This window comes from Mucisphaera sp., assembly GCF_965279675.1.
Classification (GTDB): domain Bacteria; phylum Planctomycetota; class Phycisphaerae; order Phycisphaerales; family Phycisphaeraceae; genus Mucisphaera.
Genome location: NZ_CBDIIJ010000002.1, coordinates 2,030,006 through 2,048,636, shown reverse-complemented (window position 1 = coordinate 2,048,636; position 18,631 = coordinate 2,030,006). Strand labels below are relative to the sequence as shown.

The 18,631-nt window shown below is 63.5% G+C and carries 15 protein-coding genes; 2 read left to right on the top strand and 13 right to left on the bottom strand.

Annotated features, from left to right (window positions below; translation table 11 throughout):
• Positions 1-6 precede the first annotated feature (6 nt).
• Entirely contained in the window at positions 7-1,587 is a 1,581-nt protein-coding gene (crtI, locus tag ACQZAB_RS08825) for a phytoene desaturase family protein (RefSeq protein ID WP_428389003.1), read from the bottom strand.
• Positions 1,588-1,709: 122 nt separating this feature from the next.
• On the opposite strand from crtI, the gene ACQZAB_RS08820 reads away from it, so the two are divergent.
• Positions 1,710-2,477, top strand: a complete 768-nt coding sequence (locus ACQZAB_RS08820) for a hypothetical protein (RefSeq protein ID WP_428389001.1) — start codon at positions 1,710-1,712, stop codon at positions 2,475-2,477.
• Here the strand turns inward: ACQZAB_RS08820 and ACQZAB_RS08815 are convergent.
• A complete protein-coding gene (locus tag ACQZAB_RS08815; protein WP_428388999.1) occupies positions 2,450-2,644 on the bottom strand; it encodes a DUF2256 domain-containing protein in 195 nt (64 codons plus the stop codon). The genes ACQZAB_RS08820 and ACQZAB_RS08815 overlap by 28 nt on opposite strands.
• Before the next feature lie 4 nt (positions 2,645-2,648).
• Positions 2,649-4,169, bottom strand: a complete 1,521-nt coding sequence (locus tag ACQZAB_RS08810) for a cryptochrome/photolyase family protein (RefSeq protein WP_428388997.1) — start codon at positions 4,167-4,169, stop codon at positions 2,649-2,651.
• Between the two features lie 56 nt (positions 4,170-4,225).
• On the opposite strand from ACQZAB_RS08810, the gene ACQZAB_RS08805 reads away from it, so the two are divergent.
• Entirely contained in the window at positions 4,226-5,152 is a 927-nt protein-coding gene (locus ACQZAB_RS08805; protein ID WP_428388995.1) for a hypothetical protein, read from the top strand.
• Positions 5,153-5,160: 8 nt separating this feature from the next.
• Here ACQZAB_RS08805 and ACQZAB_RS08800 read toward each other — a convergent pair whose 3' ends face one another.
• The 10 genes from ACQZAB_RS08800 to ACQZAB_RS08755 form a co-directional block, all read right to left on the bottom strand.
• The gene (locus ACQZAB_RS08800; protein WP_428388993.1) at positions 5,161-6,765 is read right to left on the bottom strand and encodes a PfkB family carbohydrate kinase; all 1,605 of its coding nucleotides are present in this window, start codon (positions 6,763-6,765) and stop codon (positions 5,161-5,163) included.
• Between the two features lie 15 nt (positions 6,766-6,780).
• Entirely contained in the window at positions 6,781-8,157 is a 1,377-nt protein-coding gene (locus ACQZAB_RS08795) for a UDP-glucose dehydrogenase family protein (RefSeq protein WP_428388991.1), read from the bottom strand.
• A gap of 51 nt (positions 8,158-8,208) precedes the next feature.
• On the bottom strand, positions 8,209-9,039 hold the full coding sequence (locus ACQZAB_RS08790) for a hypothetical protein (protein ID WP_428388989.1): 831 nt from the start codon (positions 9,037-9,039) through the stop codon (positions 8,209-8,211).
• Between the two features lie 3 nt (positions 9,040-9,042).
• Positions 9,043-9,900 carry a class I SAM-dependent methyltransferase gene (locus ACQZAB_RS08785; RefSeq protein ID WP_428388987.1) on the bottom strand — a complete coding sequence of 286 codons (858 nt, stop codon included), beginning with the start codon at positions 9,898-9,900 and terminating at the stop codon, positions 9,043-9,045.
• 15 nt (positions 9,901-9,915) lie between these two features.
• The gene (locus ACQZAB_RS08780; RefSeq protein WP_428388985.1) at positions 9,916-10,857 is read right to left on the bottom strand and encodes a glycosyltransferase family 2 protein; all 942 of its coding nucleotides are present in this window, start codon (positions 10,855-10,857) and stop codon (positions 9,916-9,918) included.
• 22 nt (positions 10,858-10,879) lie between these two features.
• A complete protein-coding gene (locus ACQZAB_RS08775; protein ID WP_428388983.1) occupies positions 10,880-11,815 on the bottom strand; it encodes an FkbM family methyltransferase in 936 nt (311 codons plus the stop codon).
• A complete protein-coding gene (locus ACQZAB_RS08770; protein WP_428388981.1) occupies positions 11,815-13,008 on the bottom strand; it encodes a glycosyltransferase family 2 protein in 1,194 nt (397 codons plus the stop codon). The genes ACQZAB_RS08775 and ACQZAB_RS08770 overlap by 1 nt, the downstream gene beginning before the upstream one ends.
• Positions 13,005-15,353 carry a hypothetical protein gene (locus tag ACQZAB_RS08765; RefSeq protein WP_428388978.1) on the bottom strand — a complete coding sequence of 783 codons (2,349 nt, stop codon included), beginning with the start codon at positions 15,351-15,353 and terminating at the stop codon, positions 13,005-13,007. Before ACQZAB_RS08765 ends, ACQZAB_RS08770 begins: the two co-directional genes overlap by 4 nt.
• Before the next feature lie 86 nt (positions 15,354-15,439).
• Positions 15,440-16,438, bottom strand: coding sequence for a D-cysteine desulfhydrase family protein (locus ACQZAB_RS08760; protein WP_428388976.1), 999 nt, complete (start codon positions 16,436-16,438; stop codon positions 15,440-15,442).
• 89 nt (positions 16,439-16,527) lie between these two features.
• Positions 16,528-18,573 (bottom strand): hypothetical protein, encoded by a 2,046-nt coding sequence (locus ACQZAB_RS08755; protein WP_428388974.1) that lies wholly within the window; start codon positions 18,571-18,573, stop codon positions 16,528-16,530.
• Positions 18,574-18,631: the final 58 nt, after the last annotated feature.

The following is an 18,631-nucleotide window of genomic DNA, read 5'->3' as shown; positions in this document are numbered from 1 at the left end:
ATCACATCAGGATCCAGCCGGGGTCAGCCCCGCAAAAGGCAGTGGCGGCTCCAACGGCTGCTTCGATGGATCGGGCCAGCCCACCTCCAGACCCAGGTCCTCAAGCAGCAACCGCGCCGAAATCCGCGACGACTCGTAAATCACCGGCAACCCCGAACCCGGATGCGTACCCCCACCCGTCAGATACACCCCCTCGAACTCCTCAAAACGGTTGTTCGGCCGCATGTGCAACATCTGCGTCAGGTTGTGCGCCAGATTGAACGTCGCACCCTTGTAGATATGCATGTCCTGCTGCCAGCCGACTGGCGTCAACACCTTCTCGAAACGAATCCGCTCCTCCACATCCCCCAACCCGAACTTCGCCATCTGCTCCAGCACCCGCCTCCGGAACGGCTCGGCATGCACCGACCAGTCGATCTTCTCGTTCTGGTGCGAAACCGGTGCCAGCACATAAAGCGTCGAACACCCATCCGGAGCCAGCGTCGGGTCCGTCACCCCCGCGTTCTGCACATACACCGAAGGATTCGTCGGCACCTCGAAGCGCTTCTCGATCTGCGCGAGATTGTTCTGGTAATCATCCGACAGGAAAATCGTATGGTGCTCGAGGTCGTCATACCGACCCTCGATACCCAGATACATCATGAACGTAGAGCACGAATACTTCTTCGACGCCACCTTCTTGTCCGTGTACTTCCGCCGCAGACGCTCCGGCACCAGACGCGTGATCGCATCCGCGAAGTCCGCGTTCACCACCAGCGCGTCCGATTCATACGTCCCCTCCGTGGTCCGCACCCCCTTCGCCCGACGACCCTCGAACAAGATCTCCTCCACCGGCTCATTCAGCCTGATCTCGGCCCCCAGCCGCTCCGCCGCCCGCGCCATGCCACGCGACACCGCCCCGCAACCGCCACGCGGATGAAACACGCCGTAGTCATACTCGAGGTAAGACAAAATCGTGAACAGACTCGGGCACTGGAAAGGCGACATGCCCAGGTACTTCGACTGAAACGAAAACGCCAGCCGGATCCGCTCGTCACTGAAAAACCGACGCAGGTCGCTGTCCACACTCGCCCAGGGACGCACCAGCGGCCCCGCCTTGAGGAGCGTCGGACTCAGATAGTCCATCAGCGAACCGAAGGGCTTCTGCAGAATCGGCGCAAACCGCGAGAATTTCTTTCGGTTGTCCGCCATAAACGCCGGGAACCGCTCGGCATCCCCAGGACTCACCTTCGCGATCTCGGCCTGCATCCGAGCCACATCCGGCGTCGCCCGCAGATCGCCCCCCTCCTCAAAGATCAGGTGGTACTGCGGGTCCAGCCGGATCATATCCACCTCATCCTCCAGCCGCAGCCCGCACGCCGAGAAGATCTCTCTCAAAATCTGCGGGTACAGGAAGAACGTCGGCCCCATATCGAACCGAAACCCGTCGTGCTCCAGCGTCGATGTCCGCCCCCCCACCCGATCCAGCCGGTCCAACACCGTGACCTTCAACCCTTGGGCCGCTAGCAACATCGCCGTCGCCAGCCCGCCCGGCCCCGCACCGATGATGGTCACCCGCCGCTGCTTACCTGCAATCGCTGCTGTCATGGTCTGCCTCAAACGGCCCTCAGGCCTGGGGTTGCATCGTGGGCAAGTTTAGGCGCTCGCCGCACCCCGTGGCCGTCCCGAATTCACGTGCACCCACCCTGATTAGGCCGTACCCTGAGAGGGTGATCCCGCACCACCAAACCCTCAGCCCCCGCCACATACGGCCGCTTGCCGCCCTGCTGGCCCTCATCTCCGCCCTCCTGCTGATCTCCAGCACCCAGGCGGCCGCCCAAACCCTCGATCACATCGCCGTCCAGGAACTCCCCTGGCCCACAGATACCCCCTTCACCGACCAGCGCCAGACCATCATCCAACACGCCGCCGAGCATGGCGAATCCGACGCCCTCAGCTTCGAACGCGCCCGCATCGAACACCTCATCGGAGCCGCAGGCGACCGCAAACTCGCCCAGGCCGCCCTCGAACGCCTCCAGACCCTCGCCAAGCAATACCCCGACGACCCCATCATCAAGGCCTACCTCGGCAGCGCCAAAATGCTCCGCGCGCAACGGGTCTGGTGGTTCATGACCAAGGGCAAACTCGTTCGCGAAGGCGGGGACCTCCTCGAACAAGCCATCCAGGCCGACCCCGACAACGCCGAATTACACGCCCTCGCTGGCGTCTCCGTCCAGAACCTCCCCGACTGGATGGACCAGGCCACCCGAGCCCGCGACGAAATCACCCTCGCCCGCGAACTCGTCAAAGCCGAAGACGCCCCCAACCGCTGGACCCCCGCCGTCCGCGCTCTCATTCTCGAAGCCTACGGCGCTCTCCGCCTCGAACTCGATCAGCCCGACGAAGCCCGTGACGCCTTCCGCGAAGCCGTCCGCATCGCCCCCAACGCCGACGCCGGCCAACGCGCCGCTCAACGACTCTCAGAACTGGATCCCTGATCCCGCTCCCCCGCCTTCCGCTCCCGCTTCGCCGCCGCCGTGCAGGCCTTCGAGCAATACAACACCCGATCCCAATCCCGCTCCCACTTCTTCCGCCAACTAAACGGCCGCCCGCACTGCTGACAGGCCTTGCTCGGCAGATGTGAGTTGTTCGTCTGACCTCCCAACGCCTCACCCCTTCTTCGTACACCGCTTCATAAACCGCTCCGCCGCCGAGTAGATCCGCTCCTTCCGCTCGCCCTTGAGCTTGTCGAGGCTCCGCGTCATCACCGACAAACGCGGATTCCCCGAAAAGTAATCCCGATGCCGATCGATGAACCCCCAGTAAAGCCCATCCACCACATCGCACCAATCTCCCTTGCCGTAATCACTCATCTTCAGCAGGTAGTTCGATCCGCACACATACGGCTTGGTCGAAAAAATCCCGCCATCCGAAAACAGCCCCATCCCATACACATTCGGCCCCATCACCCAGTCCGATGAATCCACAAACATCTCCATGAACCACCGATGCGCTTCCTTCGGCTCGATCTGACACAGATTCATCAGATTCGAAAGCACCATCAGCCGCTCGATGTGGTGACACCACCCCAGCCGCCAGGCTTTCTTGATCGCATCGTCCAGAGGCGGTATCCCCGTATCCCCTTCATACCAATGCTCCGTCAGCTTCCGTCGATGATCGAAGAAATTCGCCTTCTCCTGCTCCTCGCTGTGCCGCTGATAAATCCCCCGTATGAACTCCCGCCAGCCAATCACCTGACGCACAAACCCCTCCACCGCGTTCATCGGCGTCCCCCGCTCATCCGCCGCCGCAAGCGCCCGCTCCAGGATCTCCTTAGGCGTCAATAAACCCAGGTTCATCATCGGGGACAACACACTGTGAAACAGCACATCGCCACGTGTCGACAACGCATCCTCGTAATCCCCAAATAACTCAAACCGCTCCTCCAGAAACTTATCCAGCCAGGCCAGCGCCTGACGACGGGTCACCGGAAACATCAGTTCCCCATCATCACCCGGGTGATCCGCAAACCGCTGCTTCACCAGCTCACGCACATCGGTCACGTGCTGCTTCTCGTCAGGCGTCGATATCTCCGGCAGCTCGACCCCCTTCGGCAGCTTCTTCCGATTCTCCGCGTCAAAACTCCACTGCCCCCCTTCCGGCTTGCCAGAATCATCCATCAGCACATCCAGCCGCTTGCGCTGCCGCTGATAAAACGTCGCCATGAACGGCTTCTTCACACCCTCCGCATACTCAGCAAACTGCTCACGAGTCGTCACAAACATCGGGCTCTCACGAACCTCCAGCTCCAGCCCGTGCTCCTCCGCAAACGCTTCGATCCGCTGCTCAAAAAACTTGTCCTCGATCTCCCAGATCACCAGCCGCTCGGCCTTCCGCCGCTTCACCTCGGCCGCGAGCTTCTCCTCGTAAGACGCATCCTTCTTCCCGGAAACCGCCAGCCGTTCATACCGCAAATCCAGCCCACGCTCTTCCAGTTCCTCCGCGTAACACCGCATCGCCGCCAGAAACAGCAGGATCTTCTTCTTGTGATGCCGAACATAGGTGCACAACCCCACATCCTCAGCCATGAAGTAACTCAGGCCTGCCTCGTCCGCCAACAGCTTGGCAGGAAAAAGCTGGTTCCCAAGAATCACATGCACCGCCGCAGGCTCTTTGGAAGACTTGTTCATCACTTCTTTTGTAGGCTGATTCAGCCACCACGGCTCAACGAATCCGAGAAACCCCGATGCGCACCCCCATCGAAAAGCACCTCGCCGACGTCGAAGCCCGCGACCGCGCCATCTTCAACAACGACGCCCGAGGCACCCGCTGCAGCGCCTTTGGCGTCGACTACCTCCGCTTCGACGAACCCGACGGCGGACAGCTCTACGTCACCCGCTACGGCTACCGCGTCCTCCCCGACCTCAAACCCGACGCCTGGTACCACCCCAAACGCTACCGCACCGAAGGCCAGAAACTCGCCGGCGGCACAGGATCGGTCTTCCGCATGCCCGCCCTAGGCGTCACCGGCAAGCACTTCGACATGGTCGTCAAGTTCTCTCGCTTCGCCCAGAAAGTCCCCCTCTTTATCGCCACCCACATCCTCAAAACCGTCCAGACCGACTGGGTCGAGAATGCCCGATTCAACAACCCCTTCGAAGAATTCGGCAGCCTCGTCTCACTCCGAAGAGCCCAGGCCGACCAGGACGGCCGACGCATCCGCACCGGCCGAGCCCTCGCCATCTACACCCCGGGCCGCCGCTTCCCCATCTGGCAGCTCGACCGCACACGATCACGCTTCATCCGCCACGAAAACGCCGTCGACCGCGACCAGGCCAAATCCACCCAGCCCGGCAAAATCAAACTCGAAATCGACCGCGACTACATCGTCCTCTACGAATGGGTCAAAGGCGACGACGCCGAAGACCTCTACTCACAAGGCATCATCTCCGAGAAAACCCTCCTCGAACTCAGCGACCGCGTCCAGCACGAACTCGACGCCGCAGGCTTCTACGTCCTCGACAACAAACCCAAGCACTACATCCTCCGCCGAAGACACGACGGCAAAACACTCCTCCAGCGACACGGCGAACTCGTCTACACCCTCATCGACTTCGAACTGCTCCGAAGCATCGAAAGAAAGGAACCAGAGACGCCACAGAACCCCACATAAAAAACCGCCTAAACCGCCCGCTGAATCGGCACCGACCCCGAACCCAAAGCCTGCAACTCCGGACGCTGCTCCAGCAGCCGCAGCAACGCCACCGGCCGCACCGGCTCATTCCCCATCCGCGACACCGCCACCGCCGCCGCCGCCGATCCCAGGTACCCCGCCACCGCCAGCGACTGACCCGCCGCCAGCGACATCGACGCCACCGCCAGCAGCGCATCCCCGGCCCCCAACGCATCCACCGCCGGACCCGCCAGCGTCGGCAGATAATCACAACGCAAACGATTCTTGTACCAATCCGCAGGATCCAACTCCCTCGGCCGAAACAGCAGCGAGCCCCGCCGCCCAAGCGTCACCACCAGATTTGCCAGCCGATTCTCACGCATCAGCGTCCCCGCCAGCGTCGGCAGACTCGACTCAAAATCACCCACCGCACCCCGAGCCTCCGCCTCATTAGGCGTCAGCAGATCAAACCCACGCATCGCCAGCAAACCCCGCCGCACCCCACTCACATCCCCCGTGATCGTCCCCACCTTCTCCCGCAACACCGGCACCAACCGCTCCAGCAGCGAAGGACTTACCACCCCCAACCCAAAATCCGCAAACACCACCGCGTCCAGACCCTCCGCCACCCCAAGCGCCATCTCTACCAGCCGCCGCTGCGCCGCAGAGTCCAAAGGCTCCTCACCCCCCTGCTCCACCCGAAACACCTTCTGCTCATCCACCAGATAACGCAGCTTGCTCGCCGTCTGCTTCCGCCCCGCCACCCCGCACACCTCAATCCCACGCTCCCCCAGATCAACCGCCAGCCGCTCCCCCTCCTCATCCTCAGCCAGACTCGTCAGCAACACCGGCTCCCCGCCAAGTGCTCGGACGTGTGCCGCAATAATCCCCGCACCCCCCAGATACCGACGCTCCTCCCTAGGCCGCGCCGTGATCATCGGTGCCTCATCCGTTGTCCGCCCCCGATCGCAGAACGCATACCGATCCACCAGCACATCACCGATCACACCCACCCGCAACCCCTTGAACCCCCGATGAATCAACCCACCAAGAAGCGCCTGATCGATTCCCCACCGCTGACACGACGCCCGCACCAGATCCGCCTCCCCATACCCCGACGCCTCCAGCAGATCCCGCTGCTCATCGATCAGCCGCGTCGACGAAAACACCACCTCACCCGACGAAAAAATCACCCGCCCCCCCAACCCCTCCACCAGCCGACGCTCCGCCTCAAACCCCGCGTGATCCGAAACCTCATACTCCTTGCCCTTGATGTACACATCAGGACGAAGCGCCTCGATCATCGGCTCACCCGTATCCCCATCCACGATCACCACCGCATCCACAAACTCGATCGCCGCCAGATTCTCCGCCCGCAGCTCCTGCGGAATGTAAGGCCGCGTCCCGTCTGCCTTCTCAATCGCATCGTCACCCGTCAGCGACACCACCAGCACATCCGCCTGCCGACGCGCAAACTCCAGGTAACGCAGATGCCCCGGATGCACGAGATCAAAGCACCCATGACACAGCGCCACCGTCCGCCCACCCGCTCGCCAACCCGCCGCCCTTTCACCGACCCGATCTAGCGGGCAGATCTTCTCACGCACCGACATCAGCGCACCCTCGTCTCATCCCGCCTCCGCCAAACCGCCGCCCGCCTCAACCCGCCCAATCACACGCTCCACGCCCTCCGCCAAGTCGATGTGCTTCCCACCCGGCACATACGTCGTCCCCGCCGGCCACACCCGATCCACCAGCACCCGCCACGGATCAAAAACCACCACCCCGCGGCGCTCAGCCATCGCGACCACCGCCTCCGCCATCCCCGGCCACACCGTCGCCAGCACCACCGCCTCAGACTCTGCCATCGCCGCCTCGACCGATCCCGCCAAAGCCACCCCCGCCATCTCCGGCCGCGCCGCCGGATCAAACGCCACCACCCCATACCCCGCACCAGCCAGCCGCTCCGCCAGCCAGACCGATTGCGACTGCTCTACCACGTCACTCTCAGGCTTGTAAGACAAACCCAGCACCGCCACCCGCGCCCCCGGCTCCAGCAAGGCAGCCACCCGTTCAAACAAACGATCCACCTGCCGACGATTCACCCCGTCCACCGTCTCAGGCAGCGCCCGCTCAGCCCCCACCGAAGCAGCCACCCGCGCCAGCGCCGCATTATCCCGCGGGAAACACGGCCCCCCATACCCCACCCCACCCCGCAGGTACTTCCGGCCGATCCGCGAATCCAGACCGATCGCCTCCGTCACCGCATCCACATCCGCCCCCACCAAGCGCTCGCAGATCCCCGCCAACGTATTCGCAAACGTGATCTTCGTCGTCACGTATGAATTCACCGAGATCTTCGCCAACTCCGCATTCACAAACGACATCCGAGCGACAGGCGGGTCCGTCGCCACCACCCGCCGATGAATCCCCGCCAGCGCCTCTCCACTCCGCTCATCCGACGCGCCGACCAGCAGCATGTCCGGGTGCAGATAATCCCGAATCACCGAACCCAGCGCCACAAACTCCGGGCTGTAGCACAACCCGAAACTCTCACCACACCGCTTGCCCGACGCCCGCTCCAGCGTCTGCCGAATCGGCCCCTCCGTATCCCCCGGCATCACCGTGCTCACGATCGTCACCAGATGCCACGTATCCTTCGACGCCAGCGCCCGACCGATCTGCTCGCACGCGGCCAGCACATAATCCAACCCGAACGCCCCATCCGCCTCACTAGGCGTCGGCACCAGCACAAAACTCGCCTCCGCCTGCGCAATCGCCTCAACCATGTCCCCCGTCGCCGTCAACCGATCGCCCGCCGCCCCGAGCATCTCCACCAGACCCGGCTCATACACCGGCGCCTCCCCACGATTCACCGCCGCCACCGTCGCCGGATTCACATCCACCCCCACCACCCGCAGCCCCTTCGCCGCCAGACAAGCCGCAATCGGGCACCCCAGCCGCCCAAGCCCCACCATCGCAATCGACTCGATGCAATCTGCCATATCGCTAACGTCGGTCAGACCCCCATCCCGCCTTCTGAATCGACCACCAGATCACCCCGCCGCACGCACCGACCGCCGGTAAGACCAGATCCCCCCACCCAGCCCCGACCCCCGCCGCCGCTCCACCTCAAGCCCCTCCGTCAGCACATGACTGGAATCCCAGATCGTGTACAGACACCGCTTCCCACCCGCCAATTCCAGATTTCGCCGCGCCCCCGGGCTCAGCCGAACCCCCTGCTTCCTCCGATTCACCGCCGACGGCTCGTGGTTCTGATGCACCACTGTCAACCCCCGCGTCGCGTCAACCACCGGCACCCGAAGCTGCCGCGCCCGGTAGATCATCCAGTTGTCCCACGAGTACCTGGCAATCGAAAAAGACGGGATCCGCCCCCACATCCCCCGCTGATACAAAAAATAGTCAATAAACACCGGTCCACCCAACGCCCCCTCCGCCCGCGCCCACTCCGTCAACCGCTCACCCCACCCCGCCTCAAACGCCATCGGCTCATCAATCCGAATGTCGTAGCGCTGCCCCACCATCAGCAGCCGTCGATGCGCCCGCGTCGCCGCCCTCACCGCCGGCCAGAACGCGCCCGTCAGCAGAATGTCCGCATTGATAAACATCAAGTGCGTCGCGTCCGTCGCCGCCTCCGCCAACCGAAACAGCCCATCTAGGTAAGGCATCCCCTCCCCGTCCTTCGGCACCTCCGGCAGATGCTTCGCCCCCAACACCTCCGCCAGTTCCGCCGTCCCCGCCTCATCATCCAGCAGAATCAATTCCGGCTTCGGATCCAGCAGCGACCACGACCGCAGCGCGTTCCGCTGGATCACCCCCGCGTGCCCCTCAAAGGCCTTAGGCGTCGTAAAGAAAGCCAGCCGCAACGATCACCCCTTCTCCGCAGGTACCGCGTCAATACAAAGATGCCAACCCATCCGACGCTCCAGCATCCGAAACACCGGCCTCGGCAGCACCCGGAAATACCAACTCATCACGTACCGATACTCGCGGTAATCCGAAATCCGATACGGAAAAATATGATCCACCACCATCCCGGTTGACCGAAACCCGCACCGCTCCAGCCACGCCTCCGCTGTCCGCCGCGTATACGTATACGTCACCGGGCACCCGCTCTGTGCCTCCGACGACCGCGCCACCAGATCATCCAGCTGCCAGAACCGCCCATACCCCTTACCCAGCACAATCGCCAGCACCTTCCACGCATACCGGTAATAAACCATCAGCTTGATCTGCGTCTCCGGCCCCGCAAACCGCCGCAGCGTCGCCAACGCCACGTCCGGCCGAGGCGTGTGGTGAATCACCCCGAACGAATAAATCAGATCGTAAGGCTCCACCTCCAGCACCTCATCGAGTTGCTCAGCATTCGCATGCACCGTCCGCACACGGTCCCGCACCCCGAACACCTCCGCCCGCTGCCTGGTCAGATTCAGCGACGCCTCCGACAGATCCACCGCCGTCACCTCCGCACCCGCCTGCGCAAAACGCATCGTGTCCGTCCCGATCCCGCATCCCACCTCCAGCACCCGCTTGCCCTTCCACCTCTCGAACGCTGCAAATCCCGGGATATGCGGTTCCACCCGGTACTTCCGCTCCGCAACCTGCTCGAAATAAGCCCGTGTCCCCACCGGCTCAGGCGAGTGCCTCAGATTACACGGCCGCGCGTTCCAGAAACGACGCACCTCCTCAATCGGAACCGACTCAAAACCACCGCTCGCCTGGCTCATCACCGCACCTCTTCCTTAAGCAGGCATCACCGCCCGTGGACGCGCCCATCCAAACGCCTCACCGACATACCGACGCACGTGCCACCGCACCCGCGCCACATTCCCCACATCCGCCAGCAACGCCCGCAGCAGGTGATACCCATACAGATCCCAGTGACGCCCACCCGCCCACGCGTAATACGCCGCCCGCAAATGCGCATTGCTCATCGCCCTACCCCGCACAGCCAGCAACCGGTCCGGCACGCCCTCAAGCTCATAGAAAGCCCGCGTCACCTCCACAATCGCCGGGGCCACCTTTCGCCCTAGATAACTGATCCCTTCGTCATTCCGCTGACACGCCAGCAGCCGCGGCCAGTAATCAACCCGCCCCGACAACCCCGCCCTTATCCAGAACTCCCGATCCTTGGTAAACACATCCGTCCGCAGCATCCCCACCCGATCGACCAGCGACCTCCGAATAAACGCCGCCGGCTGCGGGATGCAGTGATCCGCCGTCACCACCGCAAAGTCAAGCGACCAAGCCCGCACATACGACCGCCCCGCCGAATGCCCCGCTTCATCCACCCAGTCGCAGTCCCCGTAAACAATGTCCGTCTCCGCCCGCGCCGCCAGGTACTGACAAGCCAGCCGCGCCGCATCCGCCGACGCCCACAGGTCATCCGCATTCAGCCACGCCACCACCTCCGACTCGGTCCGCAGCCAACCCTTATTAATCGCATCCGCATGCCCCCCGTCCGGCTCACTGACCCAGTCAATCCGATCGCCATACGACCGCAACACTTCCAACGAACCATCCGTCGACCCCCCATCCACCACCAGACACCGAAGCGACGGATGATCCTGCATCAACACCGAATCGATCGCCGCCCGCAGATACGCTGCCCGATTCAAACTCGGGATCACCACCGCCAGCGACAACGGCCTCGCCCCCGCCAGACCCGGAGGATCATCCCACACCGGACCGGGTCTAGGCGACAACTCAGGCCGCACAACGCACCGCCAACTCCCGCGGCCGCGCCAGCAAATTCACCGACACGTCGTACCGATCCCGCCGCTTCACCACCATCGGTTCGCCCCGCACATTGTCGATCGATGCCATCGCGTACCCATGCGCCGCTAGCAGATCCCACACCGCCGCCGAACTCGCCCCCTGCGCCTCCAGACTCTTCTCCGCAAACTCAAGCAGGATCGCAGGCCGAAAACGCTTCAGCGTCATCACCGCGCCGCGAAGCGCCGCCAACTCCGCACCCTCGATATCCAGCTTGATCAAGTCCACCCGCGACAAACCCAACCCCGTCACCAACCCGTCGATCGTCGTGCTCCCCACCGACTCCACCCGATCCAGCTGCGTCGCTTCATACGCAAACCCGCCCAGCGTGTTGTGACCCGCATGCTTCTCATCCGCGACCTTCAGCCCGATCCGGTCCTCACTGTCCGACACCGCCAACCGAAGCGGCTCCACATTCTCAAGCCCATTGATCTCCACATGACGACACAGCCGATCAAACTCCCGCCCACTCGGCTCCAGCGCCACCACCCGACCCGATGCCCCCACACACCGCGAGGCCACCAGGCTGTACAACCCCAGATTCGCCCCCGCATCGATAAAGGTCATCCCCGGCTTCAGCGTCCGCCGCAGATAAAACAACTCCGTCGGGTCGTACAAACCCGTCATCATCAGCGACCGCGTCACCTCGTTGTACGGATAAGCCACCACCTGCAAACCATCGATCCACGTCAGACGAGCCGTCTGCTTGAACGAACGCAAGAGCCCCCGACGCACACGATGCACCGCATCCCGACGACACTCCCCAAAACCCAGATACCACCCCGGCACCGGCCGCGGCACCCGCACCGGACTCAACTTCGGCAGCAACCAGCGACTCAACCGAACCCTCAGACCTTCAGCAACCATCAGGCCGCTCCCCGCTGCGTCTGCCAACCCATCGCAGCATCCTCTTCGTGGCTCCCAAAATCCAGAATCGGCGCCGCATACATCCCCTGCAAGGCCTTCACCCGATCATCAATCGTCGCCGGATGCAGCGTCGACAGCACCACTCCATCCGCCCCCATCACCAACGCATCATCCTCCGCACAGATCGGCACCTCCCGGTAGAACCGCCCGACAAACGCCGGGTTACGCTCCGTCACCGCCACCACCTCCAACCCCGACCGACGACAAGCCTCATACGTAGCAAACAGGTTCTTCCCGAAATCCGCGATCGCCACCCGCCTCGGCTCCACCCGACGACTCCAGGCCGCCACCGCCCGCGCCTGGGCCTCCAGCCCAAACACCCTCTCGATCGCCGCCGCACTAAGCGGCTGCCGCACCAATCGCGATTCCGCCGCCAGCTTCTCATCCGCCTCAGCGACCGCCGCGTCCATCGAGACCTCAAGATCAAGGCTCTCAGCGATCAGGCTGTAACGCTGCACCCAGTCCCGCCGATACGCCGCCGCCAGATCAGCAGGCAGATACCGCCCCGCCACCACCAGGTTATTCCGCAGATCCAGCTTGCAGATTGCCGCCGAGGCCCGCTGACCCGCCGGCTTGTCGTGACGAAACACCAGCGACGCATCCCGCTCCACGCCCCAGCCCGCCTGCAGCAACCGCATCGCCAGATCAAACTCCTCCGCCTGACGACTCATCCACCGATCAAACCCGCCCACCTCCTGAAGCGCCGCATGACGAGCCACCATCCCGCACGCCACCGGCACCACCGGCAACGCCGAAGCCTCGCCCGACCCGTCCGGCAGCTCGATCGCCCCGCCCAGCAACCCCAGACTCGGCTGACGCAAAAACCGCTCCACCGCCGCCTCAACCACACCCGGCAACGGATAACTGTCGTCATCCAGAAACACCAGCAAATCACCTGTCGCACGCCCCACCGCATCCGTCCGCGCACACGCACCACCATTCGACGCCCGCGCAATCAGATGCACATCCGGAAACGCCGCCGCCACCGCCTCCGCCGTCCCATCCTCCGACGCATTGTCGATCACCCAGATGTCCTGGGCCTCACCCGAAGCCACCAACGCGTGCAGCCGCTTGAGCGTCCGCCGCAGCGCATCAATCCGGTTGTAGGTCACAATCACATAACTGATCTTCATGCGCAGCGCCTCTCATCAAGCACAGCTTCTCCCGCCACCCGCTCCCGTATCTCACCAAGCACCCGCTTCAGCCCGCCCACGTAGCCAAACTGCTCCACCGCCACCGCCCGCTGCCGCTCCAACACCCGCCCCCGCTCATCCGCATCCCCCACAAACCGACGCAGCCGCTCCGCCAGCGAAACCTCATCCACAAAACTCACCGCCTCCAACCCAGGCAGCGCCGCCTCCCCCGATCGCAACACGCCCAGGCGCTCACTGATCCGACCCGCCGCCACCGGATCCCAACCCGGCGCCTCGTCGTAGCAAGCCCGGCACCCAGCGACCAACCGCTCCAGCCGCTCCGCAACCTCACCACCCACACGCTCACGCGCCTCAGCCAGCGTCCCCACTCCCTCGCCCGCTTCGGCATCCACGAGCCCCAGCAACGCGGTAAACAACCGCTCCGGCCCAAACGACCGACTCAGGTAAAACCCGCCCGCAAACAACCCATCAATCATCCGCTGATGCGCCAGCGCCGGATAAGGCTCCAGCCGCAGATTTATCTTCGCCCCACGCGTTAGCACTTCAAGCGCCTCCCCATACCCGATCGGGCCCTGCGCATACTTGCCAAAACGCGGGTGCGCCTCCCAACCCTCGCCATAAATCTCCAGCCGCAGCCCCTCCGCCTCCGCCACGTCCGCCGCCCAGCCCAGCCCCTGTTGACGATACAACGCATCGTTCACAGGCAGCCACAGCAGATCCCGCACCACCAGCCGCGCCTCCGCATTCGGCCAGTGCAATCCCGCCAGCTCAGCCTGCTCGTCCAGCATCGCCATCACCACCCGCGTGCTGTCGATCGACATCCCCGCCACATACACCGCCATCATCGCCCGCGCCGTCGACTCCGCCACCGCCAACAAAGCCTCCGCCTCCCCCAACTGCTCCCGCAGCGTCTCAATCAAACCCTCACCCGCCCGCGACGCATTCGAGACATAAACCAGATCCGCCCCATCACTTGACCACCGCTCAGGCAGCGCCGGCACCCGACTAAGCTTCCCAAGATCGATGCACTGCCGCTCCGGATACCCATACCGTTCTACAAACGTCGGCCGACTCGCCAGCAGCACGAAATCCCGCAGCCCCACTCCCCGACCCGCCTGCTGGTTACACAGATGCGCCAGATGATCCTGCACCCAGTTCACCACCGGCAAGGGCTCAGGCAGCAGATCCCCAAACTCCGCCCGATTCCGATCGATCACAAACACAACATCCGGTTCAAAAGCCAGCAGCCGTCGCCACAAACCCCGATACCCAAAACGCTCATCCACCGAGCCCTCGATGAACGTCTCCACCTCCCAGCCCAGCGCCTCAAACCCCGCCGCCACATCCGCCGCCGAATGACGAAGCACCGTCGTGAACAGCGACGCCATCACCAGCACCCTAGGCCGACGCGAAGGCCTCTCCCCCAACACATCCAGCAGATGCTCACGCGTCCGCGAAGCCGCCAACGCCTTCACCCCCGACTCCATCGCATCGATCTCATCCGCGATCCCCCGGTTCACAGCCTCAACCAAAACCCGCTGATCCTCCATCAGAGGCGACAAACACAACACCGACCGGCTCACCGGCAGACTCGGCCGCCGATCCAGCAGCCGCCGATACTGCTCCGCCGAGTCCATCCCCACCAACCAATGGAAATTCGCCGCCGTTAAAGGCGATCCCTCAACCGACCAGTCATGCAACATCAACACCTGAATCAGCAACTCAGGATGCACATCCAGCACGTAGACAGGCGACACCGCCCGCACCGCCGAGGACGACCCGCTCCCCGCCCCGGCCAGCCGCTTCGCCACCCAGTCCAGCACATGCCCATCCCGCATCCCCAGCACCATCAGCGGCTTGTCCTCCGCCAGCGCCGGCTCAATCACCGGCACCACCTTCGCCACCTCCCCCAACGGATCAGCCTCCGCCCCCAGCAACACCCGCTGCCCCACCAGATCCAGCTGCTCCACCGACCGCACCCCATCAGCACCAGCGACCAGCCGACACACCGTCCTCGCCGCCGTCCGGAACACCCGCCGATACACCCCCGCCCGGCAGCGCTGCAGCATCGCCAGGTTCCGGCACAGATTCAGGCTCAGCCGATCTTCATCCGACACCACCCCCAACCGCTCATGCAACCCCGCCGCCCGCTCCCACGCCGCACCCCGTATCAAACCATCCAGCACCCGCCGCCCCAGCCCCTCCTCCACGCGCTCGAAACCATCCAGCACCTCAGCCGCACCCACCGCCTCCCCCGCCTCAAGCAGTTCAGCCACACGAGCCTCATCGCCCACTATCGGGGCCTTGTCAGCCGTCTGCGACATGCCGATGCTCCGTACGCTGTACGAGATATCGGCCCCAACCCCAACAAGGCTCGAAAACCCCCAGCCAACCCTAAAACCAGCGAACCCTAATCCCCCAACAAGGGCAGCAACTGATCCACCTTCCCATCCAGCGACGCCTGCCCGCCCGTGTGAATGAACACCACTCGCTCACCCACCGACAAACGCCCCGAACGCACATCCGCCACCAGCCCCGCCATCGCCTTCCCGCTGTAAACCGGGTCCAGCAGCACCCCCTCCGTCTTCGCCACCAGCCCGATCGCCTCCAGACACGCCTCCGTCGCGATCCCATACCCCTGCCCCACCTGGCTGTCATCACAGATCACCATCTCCCGATCCAGCGCAATCGCCCGCCCCGCCGCCTCACCCGCCCGCGTCGCCAGGCCATGCACAAGCTCCCGCTCCTCCTCCGCCACCCCCGCCGCCAGCACGGCCCGCACCGGCACCTCCAGCCCATACCAGCACTGCCCCAGCATCAAGCCCGCATGCGTCCCCCCGCTGCACGACCCCGTATAAACCCAGTCCGCGTCCAGTTCCTGCGACCACAACTGATGCTGCAACTCCAACGCCGCCGACGCATACCCCAGACAACCCGTCTCGTCCGAAGCCCCCGTCGGAATCACCAGCACCTTCCGACCCGCCTGCTTCAACGACGCCGCCACCTCATGCACCTTCGACGCACGCTCAGAGCCAGTACCCACAAAATGACACCCCGCCCCGAACAACCGATCCCGCAGCAGATTCCCCTGAGGCAACTCCGGCACCGTCTCAGCATTCAACACCAGATGGCAACCCAGCCCCGCCCTCGCCGCCGCCGACGCCGTCTGACGACAGTGATTCGAATGGATCGACCCCTCCGTCACCAGATCCGTACACCCCTCCGCCAACGCCCGACCCACGCTGTACTCCAGCTTCCGCGTCTTGTTCCCCCCACCCGCCAGCCCCGTCAGATCGTCACGCTTCAGCCACACCTCCGGACCACCCAACGCCTCACTCAAACGCCTCGCAGCAACCAAAGGCGTTGGCAGATGAGCCAAACGAAAACGAGGAGCATCAATCAACGACATAACCGAACCTCTTGAAATCAAAGCCTCCGAACCAAACGGCCCGGAGGCTACGCCCCACCCCAGCCACCCGTCAAACCCCCTTCACCCACTCAGGCCGCAAGCCCCCACAACCCAAACACCTCCTCCACATCCTCATCCGCTTCCAGCCAGTCCGCCGACAGACTCAGCCGCTGCACATCCGCGGCCAGCTCCGCCCGCTGCGTCGCCCACGCCGAAACCGCCTGCACCCGCTGATCCGCCACCTGCTCCTGAACCACCTGCGTCTGCACCACCACCCCGGCCTCCTGCGCAGGAGTCTCCATCGCAGACGCGATCACCGGCCCGTTCATCCCCGACCACACCGGGTCCGACATCGCCGCCGCCATCGCCGCTCCCAAACCATGACTCTCTGCTGTCTTGTTGTAGAACAAAGCCAGTGACGACAGGTCTTCCAGATCCACCACCCCGTCAGAATTGAAATCCCCCTCCGACCAGCCACCCACCGACTCCCCAAACCGATCGCCCAGAATCGACAAATCCAGGATGTTCACCCAACCATCCAGGTTCGCATCACCCACCAGCGAGCCCATCAACTGCGTCACCATGAACTCAAGATCCTTCTGATCCGTCGCCCCGTCCCCATTCAGATCAGAACCCTCCACCTCAAGACCCTCACGAATGACCTCCGACAACAGATCCACATCCATCGCATCAACCATCAGGTCACCACTGAGATCCCCGAACAAACTCGCAGGCGTCGTCACCTCCGCCGAAATCCGATAGCTCCCGATACTCCCGTAATCCGTATACCCCTCGCGACCATCACCCGTCCCCACACCATCCACCACCAGGTACAACTGCCCGCCCGCCACCTCGATCTCGATCTCCGCATCCATCGAACTCGGATCGTTCCAGACACCCAGCACCTCGCCACTCACATCAAACAGCCAGGCACCAACATCCAAGTTCGCCTCCTCACCCAACGCGTCCACCGTGAAGTTCAACACCCCCGCATCCGTCACAAACCCGAACACATCCACATCATCACGGTTCGAAATCACACCGCTCACATCGATCACACCCGTCCCCAGATGCGTCGCCGAGTTGAAATCATTCCCGTGATCGTCAGCCCTGAAAAATACCCCCTCACGCCCACTGCCAATCAGATCCACGTCGTACTGCGTCGACCGATTCGCATTCGCAAACTCCCCCGCACTCCACTGCGTCACCGACTCGTAGTAGCTGTTCCCCATGATCGGAGCCCAGTTCCCATGCCCGCCGTAATACTCATTGCCCACCTGCCCGTGATGCCGCAGCCCAAGCGTGTGCCCAATCTCATGCGACACCGCCTCCGCCACAAACTTCTCCACCCCATTCCCCAGATTGTCCTCAAACACATACGTAGGCGTATCCGTCCGCCAGTTGAAAGACCCCACAATCGCCACACCACCCGCCGCACTCTGCCCAGTATTCCGATACCAGTCGTGACTGTCCCCTCCAATCACCACACGCACCCCCCACGCCTGATCGCCCGCACCACTTAATCGCAGATCATCCAATGCGGGGGGGGCCGTCGTCACGTTCACATCAAAAGGCGAAAAGTCCTCCGCCACCCGCGCCCAGATATCCCTGATCCGATCCAGCTCCAGCTCACTAAACGTCGTCACATCATCGTCCACCGAGTACGCCGGCGTCGTAAACGCCGAACCACCATTGAACGAGCTGTTCCACTCCGTCCCCGACGTCGTATGCCCATTGAAATCCAGGTAGATCGTCATGTTCGACGACGGCAGGCTGCTCAGCACCGGCACCTCATCCAGACCAAACAACGTCTCCCCGCCCGCGCTCGTCGAACCATCCGCACCCACCGACGCCAGGTACGCAGACAGCACGTCCTCCGGCACCGCCTCGTCCATAAACACCTCAAACCCATTCGCCGTCCGGATCACCTCATCATGGCTGTGACCATGACCATCCCCCATGTGATGAACCGTAGCCGCACCGCCAAGCCCCCCACACCCGCAACAACCACACGTCGGCCCATGCCCGCCCATCTCCATCCCATCAACAGGCGACGCCGAAAACAACATCCTTTCCTCAAGACGCTCCAGCGACCCAGGCGCGACGCGCGCACCGATACCTTCCTGATTCAGCATGACTTTCTCCTGTGCGGAAAACCGCACGCTCCTCTCACGCTCAACAAACAGGCAGGTG

Bases quoted from the DNA above. Each gene is read 5' to 3' on its own strand.
- crtI (WP_428389003.1), bottom strand. From the start codon at position 1,587: ATGACAGCAGCGATTGCAGGTAAGCAGCGGCGGGTGACCATCATCGGT.
- ACQZAB_RS08810 (WP_428388997.1), bottom strand. From the start codon at position 4,169: ATGAACAAGTCTTCCAAAGAGCCTGCGGCGGTGCATGTGATTCTTGGG.
- ACQZAB_RS08805 (WP_428388995.1), top strand. From the start codon at position 4,226: ATGCGCACCCCCATCGAAAAGCACCTCGCCGACGTCGAAGCCCGCGAC.
- ACQZAB_RS08800 (WP_428388993.1), bottom strand. From the start codon at position 6,765: ATGTCGGTGCGTGAGAAGATCTGCCCGCTAGATCGGGTCGGTGAAAGG.
- ACQZAB_RS08795 (WP_428388991.1), bottom strand. From the start codon at position 8,157: ATGGCAGATTGCATCGAGTCGATTGCGATGGTGGGGCTTGGGCGGCTG.
- ACQZAB_RS08785 (WP_428388987.1), bottom strand. From the start codon at position 9,900: ATGAGCCAGGCGAGCGGTGGTTTTGAGTCGGTTCCGATTGAGGAGGTG.
- ACQZAB_RS08775 (WP_428388983.1), bottom strand. From the start codon at position 11,815: ATGGTTGCTGAAGGTCTGAGGGTTCGGTTGAGTCGCTGGTTGCTGCCG.
- ACQZAB_RS08770 (WP_428388981.1), bottom strand. From the start codon at position 13,008: ATGAAGATCAGTTATGTGATTGTGACCTACAACCGGATTGATGCGCTG.
- ACQZAB_RS08765 (WP_428388978.1), bottom strand. From the start codon at position 15,353: ATGTCGCAGACGGCTGACAAGGCCCCGATAGTGGGCGATGAGGCTCGT.
- ACQZAB_RS08760 (WP_428388976.1), bottom strand. From the start codon at position 16,438: ATGTCGTTGATTGATGCTCCTCGTTTTCGTTTGGCTCATCTGCCAACG.
- ACQZAB_RS08755 (WP_428388974.1), bottom strand. From the start codon at position 18,573: ATGCTGAATCAGGAAGGTATCGGTGCGCGCGTCGCGCCTGGGTCGCTG.